The organism is Enterobacter cloacae complex sp. P12RS (assembly GCF_014895875.1).
Taxonomy (GTDB): domain Bacteria; phylum Pseudomonadota; class Gammaproteobacteria; order Enterobacterales; family Enterobacteriaceae; genus Enterobacter; species Enterobacter bugandensis.
The window spans coordinates 1-23,172 of the sequence record NZ_JADBQO010000033.1 but is presented as its reverse complement, the minus strand read 5'-3'; the positions used below and the strand labels follow the sequence as shown (position 1 = coordinate 23,172).

The following is a 23,172-nucleotide window of genomic DNA, read 5'->3' as shown; positions in this document are numbered from 1 at the left end:
AATGCGCTCAGCACAATGTGGCGATAATCACCCGGTCCGCGTTGAAATATGCGGTGACGACAGCACCTTCTTCTAAATCGTTCGCCTCGCTGAGCGGGACCGTGGCGCAAAGCGCCTGTCCGTCTGCCAGGGGCATCAGCACTTCGCACTGCTCCTTGCCGCGTTCGATATGGCTGATGGTGCCCCGCAGCTGGTTATCAGCCGCCTTTGCCTTGTCCGGGTCGCGTGTGATATTGACCCAGGGTGCTTTCAGCAATACCAGCACCTCTTTACCTTCATCCAGGTCAAGGCGCTCTGCGCTCTGGGCCGTTATCGCCGCTTTCAGACGGGTGACACCATCGGCAAGCAGGATCTCAACATGCTGCTGTACCTGGAGATTATCGCGCGCCGTCACCGTACCAAACCACTGGTTGCGGGCGCTGGTCTGCAACGAGAAGCGGGAAATGGCGGCCTGCAAGCTGTCCAGCGGAACGTTGTCGTCGTCACTCAATACATCGAACGCTTTTTGCTGAATCTGGCCCAGGAGATCGTAGAGCTGAATCAGGCGCAGGCCGTAGCGTGTGACAACAGCACCTCCACCGCCTTTGCCCCCTGTGGCTCTGTCCACCAGCGGATGCTCGCTCAGGGTGTTCATGTCATTGATGGCATCCCAGGCGCTTTTATAGCTAATCCCGGCGTTCTTAGCGCCCTGGCTAATTGAGCCGGTTTGTTCTATCTGTTTAAGCAGGGCAATACGTCGGGGATCGGCGAAAAGCTTTTGCTGAAGTCGGAGAGTAAGAAGAATTTCGGCCTGCATAACAGTGTCCTGGCAAAAAGAATATTGTGACCCAAATGGTGCAGGGCGCAAAGGGCACCGCACAAAAGGGGATGTTTTTCTTACTTTTCAGGGTAGAATAGCCCATTCACAAAATCTGGAGAAAACCATGTTAGAGTTGTTGAAAAGTCTGGTATTCGCCGTGATCATGGTACCAGTAGTGATGGCCATCATCCTCGGTGCCATCTACGGCCTGGGTGAAGTGTTCAACATCTTTTCGAATATCGGTCACAGAGACCGTGCGAAAAAGCAGCATTAATTTCCCACAAAACGCCCGGCTTGCCCGGGCGTTTTGCTCTCAAGCTTTTCTTACTTTCGCCGATATTATTTAACGTAACACACCGTGTTACCCCTTGAGCGGTACGAATTACCGCTGGGATCTCCCTGACGATACCGTTATATTAATATGTATATAACGATACTCACAGGAGTTACAGATGGCACGTTCATGGGTACGCCTTTTCGCAGGGGCAACGCTGACGCTTTCACTTACCGGACACGCGCTGGCGGACGAAGGTAAAATCACGGTCTTTGCGGCGGCGTCGTTGACCAACGCGCTGCAGGATATTGCGGCGGCGTATAAAAAAGAGAAAAACGTCGAGGTAGTCTCGTCTTTTGCCTCTTCCTCTACGCTGGCACGGCAGATAGAAGCGGGCGCTCCGGCAGATCTGTTTATCTCTGCTGACCAGAAGTGGATGGACTACGCGGTGGAGAAGAAATCGATTGATGCGGCGACCCGCGAAACGCTGCTGGGCAATAGCCTTGTTGTGGTTGCACCGAAGGCCAGCACGCAGGGTGAAATCACCATCAATAAAGAGACAAACTGGACCCGCCTGCTGAACGGTGCCCGTCTGGCGGTGGGTGACCCGGAACACGTTCCGGCCGGGATTTACGCCAAAGAAGCGCTGCAAAAGCTGGGCGCGTGGGAGACCCTGTCACCAAAACTGGCCCCGGCGGAAGATGTGCGCGGCGCGCTGGCGCTGGTGGAGCGTAACGAAGCTCCGCTGGGCATTGTGTATGGTTCCGATGCAGTTGCCAGCAAGGGCGTAAAAGTGGTTGGAACCTTCCCGGAAGACTCCCACAAGAAAGTGGAATATCCTGTGGCGATTGTTGATGGACATAAAAATGCGACCGTAACGGCCTTCCGCGATTATCTGAAGGGGCCGGAGGCGTCCGCAATCTTTAAACGTTATGGATTTACGACTCACTGATGATACTGACCGATCCTGAATGGCAGGCTGTTCTGCTGAGCCTTAAAGTCTCTTCCCTGGCGGTTGCGCTGAGTTTGCCCTTTGGGATCTTTTTTGCCTGGCTACTGGTTCGCTGTCGGTTCCCCGGCAAAGCGCTGCTCGACAGCGTCCTTCATCTTCCCCTGGTTTTACCGCCCGTGGTGGTCGGTTATCTGCTGCTAATTTCGATGGGGCGACGCGGTTTTATCGGCGAAAAGCTCTACGACTGGTTCGGAATCACCTTTGCCTTTAGCTGGCGCGGTGCGGTACTGGCGGCGGCGGTGATGTCATTCCCGCTGATGGTCAGAGCGATCCGCCTCGCGCTGGAAGGCGTGGATATGAAGCTCGAACAGGCAGCCCGCACGCTCGGTGCCGGGCGCTGGCGCGTCTTTTTTACCATCACGCTTCCGCTTACGCTGCCGGGCATCATTGTCGGGACGGTGCTGGCGTTCGCCCGCTCGCTGGGCGAGTTTGGTGCGACCATCACCTTTGTGTCGAACATTCCCGGCGAGACGCGGACCATCCCATCGGCAATGTATACCCTGATTCAGACGCCAGGGGGGGAGAGTGCCGCAGCGCGGCTGTGCATCATCTCTATCGTATTAGCCCTGGTTTCGCTGCTGGTTTCTGAATGGCTGGCACGGCTAAGCCGCGAACGGATGGGGAAATAACGATGCTGGAACTGAATTTCACCCAGACGCTGGGAAACCATACTCTGACGCTTAACGAGACGCTGCCTGCGAGCGGCATCACCGCCGTCTTCGGCGTGTCGGGCGCGGGTAAAACGTCTCTGATTAACGCCATCAGCGGCCTGACGCGCCCGCAGTCAGGGCGCATTGTCCTGAACAACCGCGTCCTGAATGACGTGGAGAACAAGATTTACCTTTCGCCGGATAAGCGCCGCATCGGCTATGTTTTTCAGGACGCGCGCTTATTCCCGCACTACAGCGTGCGCGGCAACCTGCGCTACGGCATGGCGAAAAGCATGGCCGGGCAGTTTGATAAGCTGGTGACGCTTTTAGGCATTGAACCCCTGCTCGACAGGCTGCCGTCCTCGCTCTCCGGCGGGGAGAAACAGCGTGTGGCTATAGGCCGCGCGTTGCTGACCGCCCCCGAACTGCTGCTGCTCGACGAGCCGCTGGCCTCGCTGGATATACCGCGCAAGCGCGAGCTTTTGCCTTACCTACAGCGTCTGACCCGCGAAATTAATATTCCGATGCTCTACGTCAGCCATTCACTGGATGAGATCCTGCATCTGGCCGATAAAGTGCTGGTGCTGGAAGAGGGCAGCGTGAAGGCCTTCGGCAACCTGGAAGAGGTGTGGGGCAGTAGCGTGATGCACCCCTGGTTACCCAGGGAACAGCAGAGCAGCATCCTGAAGGTGAGCGTTCTGGAGCATCATCCGCACTACGCGATGACCGCCCTGGCGCTGGGCGACCAGCATCTTTGGGTCAATAAGATCGACAAACCGTTGCAGTCCGCGCTGCGGATCCGCATCCAGGCGTCGGACGTCTCGCTGGTGCTGCAGCCGCCACTGCAAACCAGTATTCGAAATATTCTGCGCGCCAAAGTGGCGGAGTGTTTTGATGATAACGGGCAAGTGGAGGTGAAGCTCGACGTGGGCAGCAGGACGCTCTGGGCGCGCATCAGCCCGTGGGCCAGGGATGAGTTGGCAATCAAGCCCGGCCTGTGGCTTTACGCGCAAATCAAGAGCGTTTCGATCACCGCCTGATTACAGCAGGTGGGTATAGATGTACTGCGCGATGCTGTCGGTGGTGTTGTCGCCAATCACCACGTTAGCGCGCGCTTTTACCGCGTCGTCGGCATTACCCATCGCCACGCCCGTACCGACGGCTTCCAGCATGCTGATGTCGTTGTAGTTGTCGCCGAAGGCGATCGCGTCCTGCATTGACCAGCCCTGCGATTCCACGTACTGCGTCAGGCGCTTGCCTTTGCTGTTGCCCTTGCGGGCAATATCCACCTGATCGTGCCAGGACCATTCGCACTCCAGCCCCAGCGTGTCCTCGACGTGTTTCGCGAAGGTATTCAGTTTGGTGGTGTCTTCATCCGTCAGGGCAAACTTCCAGATAGCCTCAACGTCCTGGGCCGCCTGACGCAGAGAGGAAACCTGGGTAAAGACCGGACGCTGCGCTTCTGGCAGGGACAACGCCCAGTTGCTGGTGCGTACCACATGGCCGGTTGGGCGCTCGTACACCATCGCGTTATCCACATACATCAGGCCGTGAACATTATGCTCATCCAGCAGATCGATCAGCTGCAGCGCCTGGGGAACCGGCAGCGGGTCGGAGGCTAAAACCTTTTTTGCCTGATAATCATACAAATAAGTGCCATTACAACAAATTGCAGGTGTATCCAGCGCCAGTGCCTGATAAAAAGGGTGAATGGCAACGTGATGTCGACCCGTTACGATAAGGAGTTGATATCCCACTTCCTGCGCGCGTTTAAGCGCTTCAAGGGAGGAGGGGAGCAGGGTTTTCTGAGGGGTAAGTAATGTTCCGTCTAAATCCAGTGCAATCACACGCGAGGTCATTTGTTCTTCCGGGTTAATGTTGAATTTTAGGTCTCAGGGGATGTTACACCGAGAGTAAATCGCTGCAAAATTCCTGGCTAAAATTCAGCATTCACCGTTAAAAATAATCACTTTCACGTGCAGTGAGGAAAGGAGTATTCATGAAACAAACCGTTTATACCGCCAGTCCTGAAAGTCAGCAGATCCACGTCTGGCGCTTGAATGCAGAAGGTTCGCTCACGCTGGTTCAGGTTGTTGACGTGCCGGGCCAGGTGCAACCGATGGTCGTCAGCCCGGATAAACGTTTCTTATACGTGGGTGTGCGCCCGGAGTTTCGCGTGCTGGCCTACCGCATCTCTCCTGACGACGGCGCGCTGACCTACACCGCTGAAGCGCCACTGCCGGGCAGCCCAACCCACATCTCGACCGATCGTAAAGGCCGCTTCATTTTTAGCGGTTCTTACAATGCCGGTTGCGTCAGCGTGACCCGTCTTGACGATGGTATTCCGGTAGAAACTGTCGACGTGGTGGAAGGGCTGGAAGGCTGCCATTCGGCGAATATCTCCCCGGACAACCGCACGCTGTGGGTGCCTGCGCTGAAGCAGGATCGAATCTGCCTGTTCACCCTGAGCGACGATGGTCACCTGGTGGCGCAGAATCCTGCGGAAGTCACCACCGTTGAGGGCGCAGGTCCTCGCCATATGGTCTTCCACCCGAACCAGCAATATGCCTACGTCGTTAACGAACTGAACAGCTCGGTGGACGTATGGGAGCTGAAAGATCCAAACGGCCAGATTGAGTGCGTGCAGACGCTGGATATGATGCCATCTGACTTCTCTGACACTCGCTGGGCGGCAGATATTCACATCACGCCGGATGGTCGTCATCTCTACGCCTGCGACCGCACCTCCAGCCTGATTACCGTCTTCAGCGTCTCCGAAGATGGCAGCGTGCTGGCTATTGAGGGCTTCCAGCCAACGGAAACCCAGCCGCGCGGCTTTAATATCGATCACAGCGGTAAATACCTGATTGCGGCGGGGCAGAAATCCCATCACATCGCGCTGTATGAAATCAAAGGCGAGCAGGGCCTGCTGGAAGAGAAAGGACGCTACGCCGTAGGTCAGGGGCCAATGTGGGTGGTGGTTAACGCGCACTAAGCGGTTTAAAACAAAAAAACCTCGCGAATGCGAGGTTTTTTTATGCCCGGTGGTAGCCGGGTGAGCACATCAAAACGTAACCAACAGGGTCATCATAATGTCGACTCAAGGCGATGTAAATTCATCGTCAACGAACAAAGGAGAACACGGAATGATCAGTGAATAGTATATAAATAATAATCAGTCACTTAAGTGCTTTTGCTTTATAAATTCCTAAATCGGTTTTAACTGTTTTTATGTACAGTGGTGATTTGATATCATTCTGTGCGTTGGTTCGATGTGTTGCAGTTCCGCAATTCAGGATCCTTTTTAAGTCCTGGCTGTCGGGTGGTGCCGACGGTGCCTAAACTGCGGAGCACATCAAAACATAACCAACACACCTCTGGTGACAGGCAGCGGAAAGGTAAACCAGAGGAGAAGTGCTCTATACCAAAGGAGTGGCGTATGAGCGGTGTGGAATGGGCAATTCTGTTCCTGCAACTCATGGTTGCGATTATGCAACTATTGGATGCGTATCTTAAGTTTGGAGCCTGACGCATTCAGTCGCAGTAAAAAGGGGGATTAAACTCCCCCTTTTACTCTCATCTCGTTACTGCTTCGGCTCAGCAACCACGTTGCTGCCCAGACCGCGGTTGTTGTATTCCCACATGCGGTTGAAGTTCGCGTCGTTCAGGTTGCGCTGCACGTTTCCTTTATCGTCCACCGCACCGGTGTTGCCGGAGAACGGACGTTTGGAGACAGCCGCATCAGCCCACGGCTTCGCCACGTTAAAGCCTTCGTTGATCACGCTGTCGCGGATAACGACCTGGCCGTTGGTCACAGAGTCCACGTCCAGGGAGCGGCCCAGCTGCGCCACGCCGTCACCGGCCGCGTTAAAGCGGCTGTTCACGGCCAGGAAGCCGTAAAACAGGTTAGACTGGGTTGCCGGAGCAAACACATAGCCTTCCTGCTGGGTACGGGAATTCACCACGCGGAAATCGGTGTTATCAAACACCACCGCGCCGCGACCGGACACCAGATCCACGTCACCTTCAACGTAGCTGTTGGTCACCAGCGTGCGGGTCAGACGGTTGTTCTGCAGCGTGTTCTGTACGCCGCTGTTGGTCACGAAGAAGGTGTTCTGACGGCCCAGAATATTGACGTTGTTAATCTGCACCTTATCGCCGTCGCTACGCAGCGCAACGGCCTGGTGGTTACCGGCATCCACGCTGTCACCCAGGGTATTCTGAATGGTCAGGTTCTGCAGTTGCAGGCCATTATTCTGCGACCAGAACACCGCCGAGCACATCACGCCAATGGTGGCGGAACGCTTGCTCTGGCAGTTATCAAACATATACCACGCCGGTTTGCCCGGCATATATTTGCCTGCCGGGTTCACCAGGTGACGCCAGGCGGTGCTGTCGATTTCGGAATCAATCGCCAGGCCAATTTTTACGTCGATGGCTTTTTCACCCAGACCGTAAATCGTAATGCTGCCAGGAGCCGCCGGAACATACACGGTGCCTTCGTATTCACCCGGCAGGATCGCGATGTACTGGCGAGACGCGCTGTGTTTAGTGATTGCCGCGTCAACCGCTGCCTGGATAGTGGTATGCGTTACGCCCTGCGCGCCAGCCGGGCCAACAACGAAGTCAGGCTGTTTAGGCAGGTTAATAGAAGACGGTGTCCACGGCGCGGCGTTAGGATCCATCGCCGAGAAGTAATGGGCGCGGTCGAAATTCTTCGCTTCATCCGCGGACAAAATCGGGCGGGAGGCGGTACCGGGCGCTACCTGCTCAGAAGGACGCTGATCCGGTGGTGTAGAACTGCATGCGGATAATGTCACGCCAAAGGCGAGCGCTAACGCCAGACGGGAAATCCTGGAAATGTTCAAGGTGAAGCTCCTGGGTATGCAAGTCTTTACGGGATAGACGAAATAGCCTGCTTTTTTATACTAAGTTGAGCGAAACGGGAAGATAAAAAGGGTAAAAGTTGCATTTTTTGCCCGGAGGTGACGGGAAAGTCATCACAAATAAATAACATTTTCCCTTAAGGCGGTTGACAGCAGACGATGGATGCAAATAAATGTCTATACAACCCATGACAAGTGGAATGCCCATGCAGCTTCAACCTGACGATGTTATATGGCGAAATGCGCGCCTGGCAACAATGGTTCCCGATACATCCGCGCCTTATGGCCTGAAAGAGCAGCACGCGCTGGTCGTGCGCGGCCAAACTATCCTTGCCGTGCTCCCTGAATCTGACCTTCCTTCCGGACACCGTCACGTCATCGATCTTGAGGGACGTCTGGTCACGCCTGGCCTGATTGACTGCCATACCCATCTGGTATTTGGCGGCGACCGCGCGGCGGAGTGGGAACAGCGTCTGAACGGCGTCTCTTACCAGACCATCAGCGCTCAGGGGGGCGGGATTAACGCCACCGTGACGGCAACGCGCAGCAGTTCCCTGGAAACCCTGCTGAAACTGGCGCAGCAGCGGCTCCAGCGTCTGATGAATGAAGGCGTCACCACGGTTGAAATCAAATCGGGATACGGACTCAACGCCGAGGCCGAAGAGAAGATGCTGCAGGTTGCCCGCCAGCTGAGCCTCAATAATCCGATCGATATCAGCCCAACGCTGCTGGCGGCCCATGCGGTTCCGCCGGAATACCGACAGGATCCGGATGCGTACCTCGCGCTGGTCTGTGAGCAGATCCTGCCCACGCTGTGGCAAAAAGAGTTATATGAAGCAGTAGACGTGTTTTGTGAAAACGTCGGCTTTACCCCGTCGCAAACCGAGCGCCTCTTCCAGGCCGCTGCCGCGCTCGGTATCCCGGTGAAAGGGCATGTTGAACAGCTGTCGAATCAGGGCGGAGCGGCGCTGGTCAGCCAATATAACGGACTGTCGGCCGATCATATCGAATATCTCGACGACGCGGGCGTTCAGGCGATGACGCAAAGCGGTACGGTTGCGGTACTGCTCCCCGGCGCGTTCTATTTTCTGCAGGAGCGCCAGCGTCCGCCGGTTGATCAGCTCCGAAAACGTGGTGTGCCGATGGCTGTCGCCACCGACTATAACCCCGGCACCAGCCCGTTTGCCAGCCTGCACCTGGCGATGAATATGGCCTGCGTCCAGTTTGGCCTGACGCCCGAAGAGGCCTGGGCTGGCGTCACGCGGCATGCGGCGCAGGCGCTGGGCCGCGGCGCAACGCACGGGCAGTTGCAGTCGGGGTTTGTCGCTGATTTTATCGTCTGGGATGCTCACCATCCTGTAGAGATGGTCTACGAGCCGGGACGCAATCCGCTGTATCAACGTATTTTCCGTGGGGAGGCAGTATGAAGTTATGGCGGCCCGTCGCCGAAACGGTCTGGCAGGGGCGAGACGACAGCGCCGAAGCCAGCAATGCAACGCGCATTTTCCAGACGATACAACAGCAGGCGCAGTTCACGCCGCTTTCATCCGGCATCGCGCTGATAGGCTTTGAATGCGATGCAGGTGTTAAACGCAATCAGGGCAGGCCCGGCGCCGCGCAGGCCCCTGATATTCTGCGCAAAGCGCTGGCGAATATGGCAAGCCATCAGGGACACGAACGGCTGGCGGATATGGGCTCGGTGTACGTTGAAAGCGATGAGCTTGAACCCGCGCAGCGGGCGTTAAGCGATGCCGTGACGGCCTGCCAGCAGTCCGGGATGCGCACGCTGGTGTTTGGCGGCGGGCATGAAACTGCCTGGGCGCATGGACGGGGTGTTCTGGATGCATTCCCCGGCGAGCGCGTGGCGGTGATAAACCTGGATGCGCATCTCGATCTGCGCAAGGCCGACCGGGCGACGTCCGGCACGCCGTTTCGCCAGCTGGCGCATTACTGCGCTGAGCGCGGGCGGGCATTTCAGTACGCCTGCTTTGGCGTGAGCCGGGCGGCGAACACGCAGGCGCTGTGGGATGAGGCCGAGCGCCTGAACGTCACGCTGGTGGAGGATCTTCATTTCAGACGCGAGGCATTATCGGCCTTGGAAAAGGTGCTGGCGCAGGCCGATCGTATCTATCTGACAATCGATCTGGATGTCCTGCCCGCGGGCGAAATGCCTGCCGTTTCCGCCCCTGCGGCGTTAGGCGTCCCGGCAATGGATCTAATGCCGGTTATTGAACAAATCTGCCGCAGCGGTAAGCTGCAGGCCACCGATCTGGTAGAGTTTAACCCGCAGTACGATCGGGACGGACAGGGCGCAAAGCTCGCTGCCCGTCTGGCCTGGCAAATTGCTCACTGGTGGGCATAACACTATTAAAGGAGTCACGATGTTTTCACGCTCACCCCTGCCGCAACCGAGCCCGCCCGCGCCTTTTTATGAAAAGGTGAAGCAGGCGATCAGCGAAAAGATTGCTACCGGCGTCTGGCGCCCGCACGATCGCATTCCGTCGGAGGCCGAGCTGGTGGCGCAGTTCGGTTTTAGCCGGATGACCGTCAACCGGGCGCTGCGCGAGCTCACCGATGAAGGACTTCTGGTGCGCCTGCAGGGCGTGGGGACGTTCGTGGCGGAACCGAAAGGGCAGTCCGCCCTGTTCGAAATCCGCAGCATTGCCGATGAGATAACCTCGCGTAATCATCAGCACCGCTGCGAAGTGCTGGTGCTGGAAGAGACCCAGGCCAGCGCCGAGCAGGCCGTTGAGCTAAATGTCAAAGAGGGTAGCCGCATCTTCCACTCTGTGATGGTGCATTTTGAAAACGACATTCCGGTGCAGATTGAAGATCGCTGCGTCAACGCAGAGCGGATACCGGAATACCTGAACCAGGATTACACCCACACCACGCCGCACGCGTATCTCTCGCTCGTCGCACCGCTCACGGAAGGGGAGCACATTGTAGAGGCCGTACGCGCGACGCCGCAGGAGTGCGAGCTGTTGCGCATTAAAGAACACGATCCGTGCCTGCTGATCCGCCGTCGTACCTGGTCATCATCGCATATCGTGTCGCATGCCCGACTGCTTTTCCCGGGGAACCGTTACCGGCTGCAGGGCCACTTTATGTCATAAGTTTTATAAGCGTGATCGCTAACGCAATATAACAAAATTGTATCTTTTTTGTTAAATCCGACCTTGTGTGTGCTTGTCTATACAAGTATATCTAAATGCATCATCTGTCCCTTATGAGGAGCACACAATGTCGTCAGGTAAATACCGCCAGCAGGACGTCCGCGCCGCGCGCGGCACCACGCTTACTGCCAAAAGCTGGCTCACCGAAGCCCCGCTGCGCATGTTGATGAACAACCTTGATCCTGAGGTGGCGGAAAACCCCCACGAACTGGTGGTCTACGGCGGCATAGGCCGTGCCGCACGCAACTGGGAATGCTATGACGCAATTGTAAAATCCCTGACCGAACTCGAACACGACGAAACCCTGCTGGTGCAGTCCGGCAAGCCGGTTGGCGTATTTAAAACCCATAAGAACGCGCCGCGCGTGCTGATCGCCAACTCTAACCTCGTGCCGCACTGGGCCACCTGGGAACACTTCAACGAGCTGGACGCGAAAGGGCTGGCGATGTATGGCCAGATGACCGCCGGGAGCTGGATCTACATCGGCAGCCAGGGGATTGTGCAGGGCACCTACGAAACCTTCGTGGAAGCGGGGCGTCAGCACTATAACGGCTCGCTGAAGGGCCGCTGGGTGCTTACCGCCGGTCTGGGCGGGATGGGTGGCGCGCAGCCGCTGGCCGCCACGCTGGCCGGCGCGTGCTCGCTGAACATTGAATGCCAGCAGAGCCGCATTGATTTCCGTCTGCGTACCCGTTACGTCGACGAACAGGCCGAGAATCTTGATGACGCGCTGGCGCGCATCAAAAAATACACGTCCGAAGGCAAAGCGGTGTCGATTGCCCTGTGCGGCAACGCGGCGGATATTCTGCCGGAGCTGGTCGCCCGCGGCGTGCGTCCGGATCTCGTTACCGACCAGACCAGCGCCCATGACCCGCTGCACGGTTACCTGCCAAAAGGCTGGACGTGGGAAGACTACCAGCAAAAAGCGGAAACCGACCCTGAAGGCACGGTACTGGCGGCTAAGCGTTCGATGGCGGAACACGTCTCCGCGATGCTGGCCTTCAGCCAGTTGGGCATTCCAACCTTTGACTACGGCAACAACATCCGCCAGATGGCGAAAGAGATGGGCGTGAATAACGCCTTCGACTTCCCCGGCTTCGTGCCTGCCTATATCCGTCCGCTGTTCTGCCGCGGTATCGGCCCGTTCCGCTGGGTGGCCTTGTCCGGCGATCCGCAGGATATCTACAAAACCGACGCCAAAGTGAAGGAGATCGTCGCAGACGACGAACACCTGCACCACTGGCTGGATATGGCTCGCGAACGCATTAGCTTCCAGGGCTTGCCGGCGCGCATCTGCTGGGTAGGGCTGGAGTGGCGGCAAAAGCTGGGTCTGGCCTTCAACGAAATGGTGCGCAGCGGTGAAGTCTCCGCGCCGATCGTCATTGGCCGCGACCATCTGGACTCCGGCTCCGTCGCCAGCCCAAACCGTGAAACCGAAGCCATGCGCGACGGATCTGACGCGGTCTCCGACTGGCCATTGCTTAATGCCTTGCTGAATACCGCCAGCGGCGCCACCTGGGTCTCTCTGCACCACGGCGGCGGTGTCGGGATGGGCTTCTCCCAGCACTCAGGTATGGTCATCGTCTGTGACGGAACCGATGAAGCCGCCGCGCGCATCGCTCGCGTCCTGCACAACGACCCGGCAACCGGCGTGATGCGTCACGCGGATGCGGGTTACGAGATTGCCATTGACTGTGCCAAAGAGCAGGGACTGAACCTGCCGATGATCTCTGCCACACAAGGAAAGCATGCATGAACGCGTTAACTCTCACTCCCGGCTCGCTGACGCTCAAACAGCTGCGTAACGTCTGGCGCCAGCCGGTCACCCTTTCACTTGATGAAAGCGCCCACGCCGCGATAAACGACAGCGTCGCCTGCGTAGAAGCGATTGTTGCCGAAGGGCGCACCGCCTACGGGATTAACACCGGCTTTGGCCTGCTGGCGCAGACCCGCATCGCCACGCACGATCTGGAAAACTTACAGCGTTCGCTGGTGCTGTCGCACGCGGCAGGCGTCGGCCAGCCGCTGGATGATGAGATTGTCCGTCTGATGATGGTGCTCAAAATCAACAGCCTGGCGCGCGGTTTCTCGGGCATTCGCCTGAGCGTGATCCAGGCGCTGATGGCCCTGGTGAATGCAGAAGTCTATCCGTGGATCCCGGCAAAAGGTTCCGTCGGTGCCTCTGGCGATCTCGCCCCGCTGGCGCACATGTCGCTGCTGCTGCTGGGTGAGGGCAAAGCGCGCTGGCAGGGCGAGTGGCTCCCTGCGAAAGAAGCGCTGGCAAAAGCCGGCTTAACGCCAATCACCCTCGCGGCAAAAGAGGGACTGGCGCTGCTTAACGGCACGCAGGCGTCGACGGCCTTTGCGCTGCGCGGCCTGTTTGAAGCGGAAGATCTGTTTGCGTCGGCGGTGGTGTGCGGTGCGCTGACCACCGAGGCTGTGCTCGGCTCGCGTCGTCCGTTTGACGCGCGTATTCACGCGGTGCGCGGCCAGCGCGGGCAGATTGATGCCGCCGCCATGTACCGCCACGTGCTTACCGACACGAGTGAGATTGCGGATTCACACCATAACTGCGAGAAGGTGCAGGATCCGTATTCTCTGCGCTGTCAGCCGCAGGTGATGGGCGCGTGCCTGACGCAGCTGCGCCAGGCAGCAGAGGTGCTGCTGGTGGAGGCCAACGCGGTGTCCGATAACCCGCTGGTGTTCGCCGAGGAAAACGAGGTGGTCTCCGGGGGCAATTTCCACGCCGAGCCGGTGGCGATGGCGGCGGACAATATCGCGCTGGCGATTGCCGAAGTTGGGGCGTTGTCGGAGCGCCGCATCGCGCTGATGATGGATAAACACATGTCCCAGCTGCCCCCATTCCTGGTGCGTAACGGCGGGGTTAACTCAGGCTTTATGATCGCTCAGGTGACGGCCGCAGCGCTGGCAAGCGAGAACAAAGCGCTGTCGCACCCGCACAGCGTGGACAGCCTGCCAACCTCGGCGAATCAGGAAGATCACGTTTCGATGGCACCCGCTGCCGGGCGTCGTCTGTGGGAGATGGCCTCCAACACCCGCGGCGTGCTGGCGGTGGAGTGGCTGGCGGCGTGTCAGGGTATCGATCTGCGCGAAGGGCTTAAATCCAGCCCGCTGCTGGAGCAGGCGCGCCATGTGCTGCGCGAGCACGTCACGCATTATGATGATGACCGCTTCTTTGCGCCGGATATTGATAAGGCGATGCAGCTTCTGGAAGAAGGACGCCTTGTAGGACTGCTACCTTCGGTGCTGTGATTTTTGCCCGGTGGCGCTGCGCTTACCGGGCCTACGAATGCGAAATCCAGGCCGGGTAAGGCGTAGCCGCCACCCGGCTTTTTTCAGGAATACATCGCCGTAATCGACGCGCTCCCCAGGGAATGGAAATGCACGTTAAACCCGACCATCGCGCCGCTCGCGCCTTCATCGACCTCAATCTTCTCCACATCCAGCGCGTGCACCGTGAAGATATAGCGGTGGGTTTCCCCTTTAGGTGGCGCCGCGCCGCCGTAGCCCGCTTTACCAAAGTCAGTGCGCGTCTGAATGGCACCTTCAGGCAGGGCAACCAGGTCTGAACCGGAACCCTGCGGCAGCACGCGCGTGTCGGCGGGCAGGTTCGCCACAACCCAGTGCCACCAGCCCGAGCCGGTCGGCGCGTCCGGGTCGTAGCAGGTCACGACAAAGCTTTTGGTTCCTGCAGGAACGTCGTCCCACGCCAGGTGTGGGGAGATATTATCCCCCTGATAGCCCATGCCGTTGAAAACGTGGCGTTCCGGGAGTTTTTCACCGTCGCGCAGATCTTTACTGATGATTTTCATACGGTTTATCCTCGTTATTCACTCGTTCAGGAAGTGTAACGCATGGGATTAAATCGCGAAATGCGCGGGAATGTTAACGGCTGTTACGACCGCGTCGGTTAATTTACGCAACTGCTCCGGCGTGATGCTGTACGGCGGCATCAGGTAGATAAGCTTGCCGAAAGGCCGCACCCAGACGCCCTGCTCAACGAAGAAGCGCTGCAGCGCCGCCATGTTCACCGGGCGGGTGGTTTCAATCACCCCGATGGCACCCAGCACGCGCACGTCCGCCACAAAATTCGCCCCCGAGGCGGCGCTCAGCTCTCCTTTCAGCTGTGCCTCAATCGCCGCAACCTGCGTCCGCCACTCGCCGCTCTCCAGAATGGCAAGGCTTTCGCTTGCCACGGCGCAGGCCAGTGGGTTGCCCATAAACGTCGGGCCGTGCATAAAGCAGCCCGCCTCGCCGTCGCTGATGGTGTCGGCAACCTGACGAGTGGTGAGGGTGGCGGAGAGCGTCATGGTGCCGCCAGTCAGCGCTTTACCCAGACACAGAATATCCGGCGCAATGCCCGCGTGTTCGCAGGCAAACAGCTTGCCGGTGCGGCCAAAGCCGGTGGCAATTTCATCGGCAATCAGCAGAATGCCCTCGCGGTCGCACATCTTGCGAATGCGCCTCAGCCATTCCGGATGGTACATCCGCATTCCGCCCGCGCCCTGCACGATCGGTTCGAGAATAACGGCGGCGATTTCATGGCGATGCGCCGCCATCAGCCGCGCGAAGCCCACCATGTCCGTCTCGTTCCACTCGCCGTCGAAGCGGCTTTGCGGCGCAGGGGCAAACAGGTTTTCTGGCAGATAGCCCTTCCACAGGCTGTGCATGGAGTTGTCCGGATCGCAGACCGACATCGCCCCGAAGGTATCCCCGTGATAGCCGTTGCGGAAGGTGAGGAACCGCTGGCGCGTTTCGCCCTTCGCATGCCAGTACTGCAGCGCCATCTTCATCGCCACTTCCACAGCCACGGAGCCGGAATCCGCCAGGAACACGCACTCCAGCGAGTCAGGCGTCATCGCCACCAGGCGACGGCATAAATCCACCGCGGGCTGATGGGTGATTCCGCCAAACATCACGTGCGACATCTGGTCAATCTGGGCCTTCATCGCCGCGTTCAGGCGCGGATGGTTGTATCCGTGAATGGCCGCCCACCAGGAGGACATTCCGTCAACCAGCCGCTCGCCGCTGGCGAGATGCAGCTCGCAGCCGTGGGCAGAGGCCACCGGATAGACGGGAAGGGGGCGGGTAGTGGAGGTGTAAGGGTGCCAGATATGCTGCTTGTCGAAGGCGAGATCGTCCTGGGTCATAATCGACTTGTAAACCATTTTGAAAAGTTTTAGGTTTACGAGTATAAACCGAACCGAAAATTAACAAAACCCTTTGGAGAAGCCCAATGGCTCACCACGCACGCTGGACGATGTCGCAAGTTACTGAATTATTCAACAAACCTTTCCTTGAGCTGATGTTCGAAGCCCAACAGGTGCATCGTCAGCACTTCGATCCTCGCCATGTTCAGGTCAGCACGCTGCTGTCGATCAAGACCGGCGCCTGCCCCGAAGACTGCAAATACTGCCCGCAGAGCGCGCGCTACAAAACCGGCCTGGAGTCAGAGCGCCTGATGGAGGTCGAGCAGGTCCTCGACTCCGCGCGCAAGGCGAAAAACGCCGGTTCAACCCGCTTCTGCATGGGCGCGGCGTGGAAAAACCCGCACGATCGCGATATGCCGTATCTGGAGCAGATGGTGAAAGGCGTGAAGGAGATGGGGCTTGAGGCCTGCATGACCCTCGGCACGCTGAACGAGGAGCAGGCGCAGCGCCTCTCGGCGGCTGGGCTGGATTACTACAACCACAACCTCGACACCTCCCCGGAGTTTTACGGCAATATCATCACCACGCGTACCTACCAGGAGCGTCTGGATACGCTGGACAAAGTGCGTGATGCAGGGATCAAGGTCTGCTCCGGCGGCATCGTGGGCTTAGGCGAAACGGTGAAAGACCGCGCGGGTCTGCTGCTGCAGCTGGCGAACCTGCCCACCCCGCCGGAAAGCGTGCCCATCAACATGCTGGTGAAGGTCAAGGGCACGCCGCTGGCGGATAACGAGGATGTGGATGCGTTTGATTTTATTCGCACCATCGCGGTGGCGCGCATCATGATGCCAACGTCTTACGTTCGCCTCTCTGCGGGCCGCGAGCAGATGAACGAGCAGACTCAGGCGATGTGCTTTATGGCCGGCGCCAACTCCATCTTCTACGGCTGCAAGCTGCTGACCACGCCGAACCCGGAAGAGGACAAAGACGTCCAGCTGTTCCGCAAGCTGGGGCTGAACCCGCACCAGACCGGGGTGCTGACGGGCGATAACGAGCAACAGCAGCAGCTGGAGCAGCAGATTCTCAACGCCGACACCGACCAGTTCTACAACGCGGCAGCCGTATGACCTGGCAGGCACGGATTAATGCCGCGCTGGAAGAACGCCGGGCGGCAGAGGCGTTTCGCGTTCGCAGAGTGGTGGAAAACGGCGCGGGCCGTTTTCTGACCCGCGAGGGACGGCAGTTTTGTAATTTCTCCAGCAACGACTATCTCGGGCTGAGCCAGCATCCGGCCATTATCCGCGCCTGGCAGCAGGGCGCGGAGCGGTTTGGCGTGGGCAGCGGTGGCTCGGGGCACGTCAGCGGATACACCACGGCGCATCATGCGCTGGAGGAAGAGCTGGCCGACTGGCTGGGCTATCCGCGTGCGCTGCTGTTTATCTCCGGCTTTGCCGCCAATCAGGCGGTCATCACGGCCATGATGGGGAAAGAGGACCGCATTGTCGCCGACCGTTTAAGCCACGCCTCGTTGCTGGAAGCGGCAAACTTAAGTCCCGCCCAGCTGCGGCGTTTTGCCCATAACGATGCGTCACAGCTCGCCTCTCTGCTGGACAAACCCTGCGACGGGCAACAGCTGGCGGTCACGGAAGGGGTGTTCAGCATGGACGGCGACAGTGCGCCGCTTGCCGCGCTTCACGAGGCCGCAAAGCGGCAAAACGCCTGGCTACTGGTCGATGATGCTCACGGTGCTGGGGTGATGGGCGATGAAGGACGCGGCAGCGCCCATCAACAAAACGTGAAGCCGGAACTGCTGGTGGTTACCTTCGGCAAAGGCTTTGGCGTCAGCGGCGCCGCCGTGCTGTGCAGCGAATCTGTCGCCGACTATCTGCTGCAGTTTGCCCGTCACCTCATCTACAGCACCAGCATGCCCCCGGCGCAGGCCGTGGCGCTGTCGGCGTCGCTGGCGGTGATCCGCAGCGCAGAAGGGGATGAACGCCGTCAGCAGTTGGCAGAGCACATCTCCTGCTTCCGTCAGGGACTGGCGGCGCTTCCCTTCCAGAGTCCCGATTCGCAGAGCGCCATCCAGCCCGTGATTGTCGGCGAAAACGGCCGCGCGCTGGCGCTGGCCCAGGCGCTGCGCGAGCGGGGGATGTGGGTAACGGCCATTCGTCCGCCAACCGTTCCGCCGGGCACCGCGCGTCTGCGCTTAACCCTGACGGCGGCGCATGAGGCGCAGGATATCCAGACGCTGCTGGAGGCGCTTCATGATGCCGGTGAATAAGCAGGCCGTTGCGGCGGCATTTGGCCGGGCCGCGCGGAGCTATTCGCAGCACGATGAACTCCAGCGCCAGAGCGCGCAGGGGCTTCTGGCCGCGCTTGGCGAGAACCGCTTCCCGCAGGTGCTGGACGCCGGCTGTGGTCCCGGCAGCAACAGCCGCTACTGGCGCGAGGCGGGGAGCGAGGTGACGGCCATCGACCTGTCGCCCGCCATGCTGGACGAGGCGCGCCAGCAGCAGGCGGCGCACCACTATGTCGTGGCCGATATCGAGGCTATCCCGCTGGCGGACGCGCAGTTCGATCTGGTCTGGAGCCATCTGGCGGTGCAGTGGTGCAGCAGCCTGCCGCAGGCGTTACGCGAGCTTTATCGCGTCGCACGCCCGGGCGGAAAGGTGGCCTTTACCACCTTGCTGGAAAGTTCGCTGCCGGAGCTGAATCAGGCGTGGAAAGCGGTGGATGAGCAGCCGCACGCGAACCGCTTTTTATCGTATGAGCAGGTGACGCAGGCGCTGGCAGGCTGGCGCTGTCGCAGCACGGTGCAAACCATCACGCTTAATTTTAGCGACGCGTTCAGCGCCATGCGCTCTCTGAAGGGCATCGGCGCCACGCACCTGCACGCCGGGCGGGAGAAAAAACCGCTGACCCGGGGGCAGCTGCAACGCCTGGAGCTGGCCTGGCCGCAGCAGCGGGGCCTTTTCCCGCTCTCTTATCAACTTTTTCATGGGATTATCGAACGTGACTGAACGTTATTTTGTTACCGGCACGGATACGGAAGTGGGTAAAACGGTTGCCAGCGCTGCGCTGCTGCAGGCGGCACGACTGCTCGGAAAAAACACCGCCGGATATAAGCCCGTGGCTTCCGGCAGCGAGATGACGGCGGAAGGGTTACGCAACACCGACGCGCTGGCGCTCCAGCGTAACAGTAGCCTTGAGCTTGCCTATTCGGCGGTGAATCCCTATACCTTTGCCGAGCCGACGTCGCCACACATTATCAGCGCTGACGAAGGCCGTCCGATTGATTTCGCCGTGCTGTCTGCCGGGTTACGGACGCTGGAAAGCCAGGCCGACTGGGTGCTGGTGGAAGGCGCGGGAGGCTGGTTTACGCCGCTTTCGGACACGCAGACCTTTGCTGACTGGGTGCAGGCCGAGCGGCTTCCGGTCATTCTGGTCGTCGGCGTGAAGCTGGGCTGCATCAATCACGCCATGCTGACGGCGCAGGCCGTTCAGCAGGCAGGGCTGACGCTGGCAGGCTGGATAGCCAACGACGTGGTTGCGCCGGGCAGGCGGCATCAGGAGTATCTGGCGACCCTCAAGCGCGTGCTCCCGGCACCGTTCCTCGGGGAAATCCCCTGGATTGCTGGCGATGCTGAGCAGGCCGAAACCGGGCGCTATCTCGACCTCAGCGTCTTGCTTCCCGCGACATCCAGTGGGCAATGAGCTCATCGTTCAGCTCGCTAACGTGGCCCTGAGCCACGTTACGCCCGCGATAAAGCATGCAAAACCGATCCGCCACCCGGCGGATAAACGACAGCTGCTGCTCCGCCAGCAGCACCGTCATGCCTAACTCCCGGTTTAAGCGCACCAGCAGCTGCGCCAGCTTCTGGGCAAATCCGTGTCCTGCCCCATGCGTAGGCTCATCCAGAATCAGCATCCGCGGACGGTTGACCAGTGCATTCGCCAGGGCAAGCTGATACTGATCCTCTGGCGAAAGGGCATTGCCCCGCGTCTGACGTCGCGCGTAGAGTTCCGGGAACAGATCGTATACGTCGCTTTTCGCCGCCGGGTCGGGTTTCCCCATCGCCCGCATGGCAATATGCAGATTCTCCTCAATCGTCAGTTGAGAAAAAATACGCCTGTCCTGCGGCACATAGCCTATTCCCGGCTCTGAACGTTGTTCCGGTGCCGGGCTGAGCAAATCACGCGGCGGTGCGCCCGCTTCATGCCAGATAATCGTGCCGCTTTCGACGGGGATGTTTCCGGTAATACAGTTCATCAGGGTGGTTTTGCCCATCCCCGGCAGGCCTATGACGCCTGTACACATCCCTTGCGGAAAATCCAAATCCACGTTCCATAGCGTATGTTGGCTTCCGTAAAACTGATTCACTGCACGCAGACTCAACATCTTTCTCTCCTTAAAAATGCGTAGGGATAGGCCTGACGTGAAGCTGCAAAACGCTTGCCAGAAACCTGAAATCGATTAAAAAAACGACTTTTTTAGGAATAAGCCACAGGAGAGCAGGGTAAAAACGCGTGGCTTGCACATCGACGGTGCCGGGAATGGTGAGTTGTGGTGCAGGACGAAAAATGGCTGAAATGTGAGCAGGATCGCATCTGTTGGTTATGAATGACTCAACTGTTTATCGTCAAAAAAGAGCTATAAAAATTTTTTGTTGCCGCCTCGTGGGAAAATCCGGGAATTTGCTGAGCGGCGGTCTACACGGGCTGGAAGCAGTTATCCACTATTCCTGTGGATAACCATGTGCATTAGAGTTAGAAAACACGCGATAAGCGAGAGAAGACGCGGCTTTCGCCCAAATTGACGCGAAACGCGGCTTTAGAAAATATCGTTTAAAATTTAATTGCTTAGATAAAAGCAATTACCGTAATGAAAGTGTCACTCGTTGCCATAAAACTATCATTACCTGGCTTGACAAATGTTAAAAAAGAAAAAGTTCTGGGGATAACCCAACCTGGCTGGTTTTTTATCTCGTCAGAGCCTAAATTTTGTCCGCTAACGCGCTAATGACTCCGCCGCTACGCTAAATATCCTGACACGCTACTGGTTTTTCATCCAGTGTTTTTTACTGGCATTCCTGGCAACAACGAGTAAAATTACTCACCTGCCGCTTATAACGTCATCAGGTCGTCGCCCATGAGTAAACCGTTCAAACTGAATTCTGCTTTCCGCCCCTCTGGCGATCAGCCTGAGGCGATCCGTCGTCTTAAAGAGGGGCTGGAAGACGGGCTGGCGCACCAGACGCTGCTGGGGGTAACCGGCTCGGGCAAAACGTTTACTGTCGCCAACGTGATCGCTGACCTGCAGCGCCCCACGATGGTGCTTGCACCCAATAAAACCCTCGCGGCACAGCTTTACGGCGAGATGAAAGAGTTCTTCCCAGAAAACGCGGTGGAGTATTTTGTCTCCTACTACGATTACTACCAGCCGGAAGCCTATGTGCCGAGCTCTGATACCTTCATCGAGAAAGATGCTTCGGTGAACGAACACATCGAACAGATGCGACTGTCTGCGACCAAGGCGCTGCTTGAGCGACGCGATGTGGTTGTGGTCGCGTCTGTTTCGGCGATTTACGGCCTGGGCGATCCGGATCTCTATCTGAAGATGATGCTGCACCTGACGCAGGGGATGATCATCGATCAGCGCGCAATTTTGCGCCGTCTGGCCGAACTGCAGTACACCCGTAATGACCAGGCCTTCCAGCGCGGGACGTTCCGCGTGCGCGGTGAGGTGATCGACATCTTCCCGGCGGAATCGGACGATATGGCGCTGCGCGTCGAGCTGTTTGACGAAGAGGTCGAGCGTTTGTCACTGTTCGACCCGCTGACCGGCCACGTTGAGTCGGTGATACAGCGTTTTACCATCTACCCTAAAACGCACTACGTGACGCCACGAGAGCGTATCGTGCAGGCGATGGAAGAGATCAAAGAGGAGCTTGCAGAGCGCCGTAAGGTGCTTCTGGCTAACAATAAGCTGCTGGAAGAGCAGCGCCTGAGCCAGCGCACCCAGTTCGATCTGGAGATGATGAACGAGCTGGGCTACTGCTCGGGTATCGAAAACTACTCACGCTTCCTCTCCGGGCGCGGGCCGGGCGAGCCACCGCCGACGCTGTTTGACTACCTTCCGGCCGACGGTCTGCTGGTGATCGACGAATCCCACGTCACGATCCCGCAGATCGGCGGGATGTACCGCGGTGACCGCGCGCGTAAAGAGACGCTGGTGGAGTACGGCTTCCGCCTGCCGTCAGCGCTGGATAACCGTCCGATGAAGTTTGAAGAGTTTGAGGCGCTGGCGCCGCAGACCATCTACGTGTCGGCCACGCCGGGCAACTACGAGCTGGAAAAATCGGGCGATGAGGTGATCGACCAGGTGGTCCGTCCGACCGGGCTGCTGGACCCGATTATCGAAGTGCGCCCGGTGGCGACCCAGGTGGACGATCTGCTTTCTGAGATCCGCGCCCGTTCCGCCATCAACGAGCGCGTGCTGGTGACGACGCTCACCAAGCGCATGGCGGAAGACCTGACCGAGTATCTTGAAGAACACGGTGAGAAGGTGCGCTATCTGCACTCGGATATCGACACCGTGGAGCGCATGGAGATTATCCGCGATCTGCGTCTGGGCGAGTTTGACGTGCTGGTGGGGATCAACCTGTTGCGAGAAGGTCTGGATATGCCGGAAGTCTCGCTGGTGGCGATTCTGGACGCCGATAAAGAGGGCTTCCTGCGCTCTGAACGCTCCCTGATCCAGACCATTGGCCGCGCTGCGCGTAACGTCAACGGTAAAGCGATTCTTTACGGTGACAAAATCACCCCGTCGATGGCGAAAGCGATTGGCGAAACGGAACGCCGACGCGAGAAGCAGCAGCGCTACAACGAAGAGCACGGCATTACGCCGCAGGGGCTGAACAAGAAGGTGGTGGATATTCTGGCGCTGGGTCAGAACATTGCGAAGACCAAAGCGAAAGGCCGCGGCAAGGCACGTTCAGTGGTGGAAGAAGATACCGTCGTACTGACGCCGAAGGCGCTGCAGCAGAAAATCCACGAGCTGGAAGGGCAGATGATGCAGCACGCCCAGAACCTGGAGTTCGAAGAGGCGGCGCAGATCCGCGACCAGCTGCATCAACTGCGGGATCTGTTTATCGCGGCATCATAGGTAAAGCGACGTGTATTCCCCCTCTCCCCGTGGGTGTAC

Annotated in this window: 22 protein-coding genes; 16 read left to right on the top strand and 6 right to left on the bottom strand. The window is 58.5% G+C overall.

Annotated elements, in window-relative coordinates; all coding sequences use genetic code 11:
* Nucleotides 1-7 precede the first annotated feature (7 nt).
* Nucleotides 8-796, bottom strand: a complete 789-nt coding sequence (modE, locus tag IM284_RS18005) for a molybdenum-dependent transcriptional regulator (protein ID WP_193055855.1) — start codon at nt 794-796, stop codon at nt 8-10.
* A 127-nt stretch (nt 797-923) separates the two neighbouring features.
* On the opposite strand from modE, the gene IM284_RS18000 reads away from it, so the two are divergent.
* The 4 genes from IM284_RS18000 (at nt 924) to modC (ending at nt 3,775) form a co-directional block, all read left to right on the top strand.
* Nucleotides 924-1,073 (top strand): AcrZ family multidrug efflux pump-associated protein, encoded by a 150-nt coding sequence (locus tag IM284_RS18000; RefSeq protein WP_041910751.1) that lies wholly within the window; start codon nt 924-926, stop codon nt 1,071-1,073.
* Nucleotides 1,074-1,251: 178 nt separating this feature from the next.
* Complete coding sequence (gene modA, locus IM284_RS17995; RefSeq protein ID WP_045259938.1) at nt 1,252-2,025, top strand: molybdate ABC transporter substrate-binding protein; 774 nt, start codon at nt 1,252-1,254, stop codon at nt 2,023-2,025.
* Nucleotides 2,025-2,714: a molybdate ABC transporter permease subunit gene (modB, locus tag IM284_RS17990; RefSeq protein ID WP_041910749.1), complete on the top strand. Its 690-nt coding sequence runs from the start codon at nt 2,025-2,027 to the stop codon at nt 2,712-2,714. The genes modA and modB overlap by 1 nt, the downstream gene beginning before the upstream one ends.
* A 2-nt stretch (nt 2,715-2,716) precedes the next feature.
* Complete coding sequence (gene modC, locus IM284_RS17985; RefSeq protein ID WP_028012403.1) at nt 2,717-3,775, top strand: molybdenum ABC transporter ATP-binding protein ModC; 1,059 nt, start codon at nt 2,717-2,719, stop codon at nt 3,773-3,775.
* Here the strand turns inward: modC and IM284_RS17980 are convergent, their stop codons facing one another.
* Nucleotides 3,776-4,594, bottom strand: a complete 819-nt coding sequence (locus IM284_RS17980; RefSeq protein ID WP_045259940.1) for a pyridoxal phosphatase — start codon at nt 4,592-4,594, stop codon at nt 3,776-3,778. It abuts the gene before it with no gap.
* A 140-nt stretch (nt 4,595-4,734) separates the two neighbouring features.
* On the opposite strand from IM284_RS17980, the gene pgl reads away from it, so the two are divergent.
* Together pgl and tisB are read left to right on the top strand one after the other, a co-directional pair.
* The gene (gene pgl / locus IM284_RS17975) at nt 4,735-5,730 is read left to right on the top strand and encodes a 6-phosphogluconolactonase (protein ID WP_041910746.1); all 996 of its coding nucleotides are present in this window, start codon (nt 4,735-4,737) and stop codon (nt 5,728-5,730) included.
* Nucleotides 5,731-6,174: 444 nt separating this feature from the next.
* Nucleotides 6,175-6,264, top strand: a complete 90-nt coding sequence (tisB, locus tag IM284_RS17970) for a type I toxin-antitoxin system toxin TisB (RefSeq protein ID WP_023332440.1) — start codon at nt 6,175-6,177, stop codon at nt 6,262-6,264.
* Between the two features lie 55 nt (nt 6,265-6,319).
* Here the strand turns inward: tisB and IM284_RS17965 are convergent, their stop codons facing one another.
* The gene (locus IM284_RS17965) at nt 6,320-7,603 is read right to left on the bottom strand and encodes a putative acyl-CoA thioester hydrolase (protein ID WP_047367755.1); all 1,284 of its coding nucleotides are present in this window, start codon (nt 7,601-7,603) and stop codon (nt 6,320-6,322) included.
* A 224-nt stretch (nt 7,604-7,827) separates the two neighbouring features.
* Between IM284_RS17965 and hutI the strand changes: the two genes are divergently transcribed.
* The 5 genes from hutI (at nt 7,828) to hutH (ending at nt 14,070) form a co-directional block, all read left to right on the top strand.
* Nucleotides 7,828-9,048, top strand: a complete 1,221-nt coding sequence (gene hutI / locus IM284_RS17960; RefSeq protein ID WP_047367756.1) for an imidazolonepropionase — start codon at nt 7,828-7,830, stop codon at nt 9,046-9,048.
* A complete protein-coding gene (gene hutG / locus IM284_RS17955; RefSeq protein WP_047367757.1) occupies nt 9,045-9,983 on the top strand; it encodes a formimidoylglutamase in 939 nt (312 codons plus the stop codon). Before hutI ends, hutG begins: the two co-directional genes overlap by 4 nt.
* A 19-nt stretch (nt 9,984-10,002) precedes the next feature.
* Complete coding sequence (locus IM284_RS17950; protein ID WP_047367758.1) at nt 10,003-10,737, top strand: histidine utilization repressor; 735 nt, start codon at nt 10,003-10,005, stop codon at nt 10,735-10,737.
* 127 nt (nt 10,738-10,864) lie between these two features.
* Nucleotides 10,865-12,553, top strand: coding sequence for a urocanate hydratase (gene hutU, locus IM284_RS17945; protein ID WP_047367759.1), 1,689 nt, complete (start codon nt 10,865-10,867; stop codon nt 12,551-12,553).
* Complete coding sequence (hutH, locus tag IM284_RS17940) at nt 12,550-14,070, top strand: histidine ammonia-lyase (RefSeq protein WP_047367760.1); 1,521 nt, start codon at nt 12,550-12,552, stop codon at nt 14,068-14,070. Before hutU ends, hutH begins: the two co-directional genes overlap by 4 nt.
* An 83-nt stretch (nt 14,071-14,153) precedes the next feature.
* Here the strand turns inward: hutH and IM284_RS17935 are convergent, their stop codons facing one another.
* Together IM284_RS17935 and bioA are read right to left on the bottom strand one after the other, a co-directional pair.
* The gene (locus IM284_RS17935; protein ID WP_028012412.1) at nt 14,154-14,630 is read right to left on the bottom strand and encodes a kinase inhibitor; all 477 of its coding nucleotides are present in this window, start codon (nt 14,628-14,630) and stop codon (nt 14,154-14,156) included.
* 48 nt (nt 14,631-14,678) lie between these two features.
* A complete protein-coding gene (gene bioA / locus IM284_RS17930) occupies nt 14,679-15,986 on the bottom strand; it encodes an adenosylmethionine--8-amino-7-oxononanoate transaminase (protein ID WP_047367761.1) in 1,308 nt (435 codons plus the stop codon).
* 68 nt (nt 15,987-16,054) lie between these two features.
* On the opposite strand from bioA, the gene bioB reads away from it, so the two are divergent.
* From bioB to bioD, 4 genes are read left to right on the top strand one after another with little or no spacing between them, the layout of a single operon-like run.
* Nucleotides 16,055-17,095 carry a biotin synthase BioB gene (gene bioB / locus IM284_RS17925; RefSeq protein ID WP_028012414.1) on the top strand — a complete coding sequence of 347 codons (1,041 nt, stop codon included), beginning with the start codon at nt 16,055-16,057 and terminating at the stop codon, nt 17,093-17,095.
* Nucleotides 17,092-18,249 carry an 8-amino-7-oxononanoate synthase gene (gene bioF, locus IM284_RS17920; RefSeq protein WP_047367762.1) on the top strand — a complete coding sequence of 386 codons (1,158 nt, stop codon included), beginning with the start codon at nt 17,092-17,094 and terminating at the stop codon, nt 18,247-18,249. The genes bioB and bioF overlap by 4 nt, the downstream gene beginning before the upstream one ends.
* Nucleotides 18,233-18,988, top strand: a complete 756-nt coding sequence (gene bioC / locus IM284_RS17915; RefSeq protein ID WP_045259949.1) for a malonyl-ACP O-methyltransferase BioC — start codon at nt 18,233-18,235, stop codon at nt 18,986-18,988. Before bioF ends, bioC begins: the two co-directional genes overlap by 17 nt.
* Nucleotides 18,981-19,682 (top strand): dethiobiotin synthase, encoded by a 702-nt coding sequence (gene bioD, locus IM284_RS17910; RefSeq protein WP_047367763.1) that lies wholly within the window; start codon nt 18,981-18,983, stop codon nt 19,680-19,682. Before bioC ends, bioD begins: the two co-directional genes overlap by 8 nt.
* On the opposite strand, the gene IM284_RS17905 is transcribed toward bioD, so the two are convergent.
* Entirely contained in the window at nt 19,645-20,367 is a 723-nt protein-coding gene (locus tag IM284_RS17905) for an ABC transporter ATP-binding protein (protein ID WP_047363785.1), read from the bottom strand. The genes bioD and IM284_RS17905 overlap by 38 nt on opposite strands.
* A 750-nt stretch (nt 20,368-21,117) precedes the next feature.
* Between IM284_RS17905 and uvrB the strand changes: the two genes are divergently transcribed.
* The gene (gene uvrB / locus IM284_RS17900; protein WP_028012419.1) at nt 21,118-23,133 is read left to right on the top strand and encodes an excinuclease ABC subunit UvrB; all 2,016 of its coding nucleotides are present in this window, start codon (nt 21,118-21,120) and stop codon (nt 23,131-23,133) included.
* Nucleotides 23,134-23,172 lie beyond the last annotated feature (39 nt).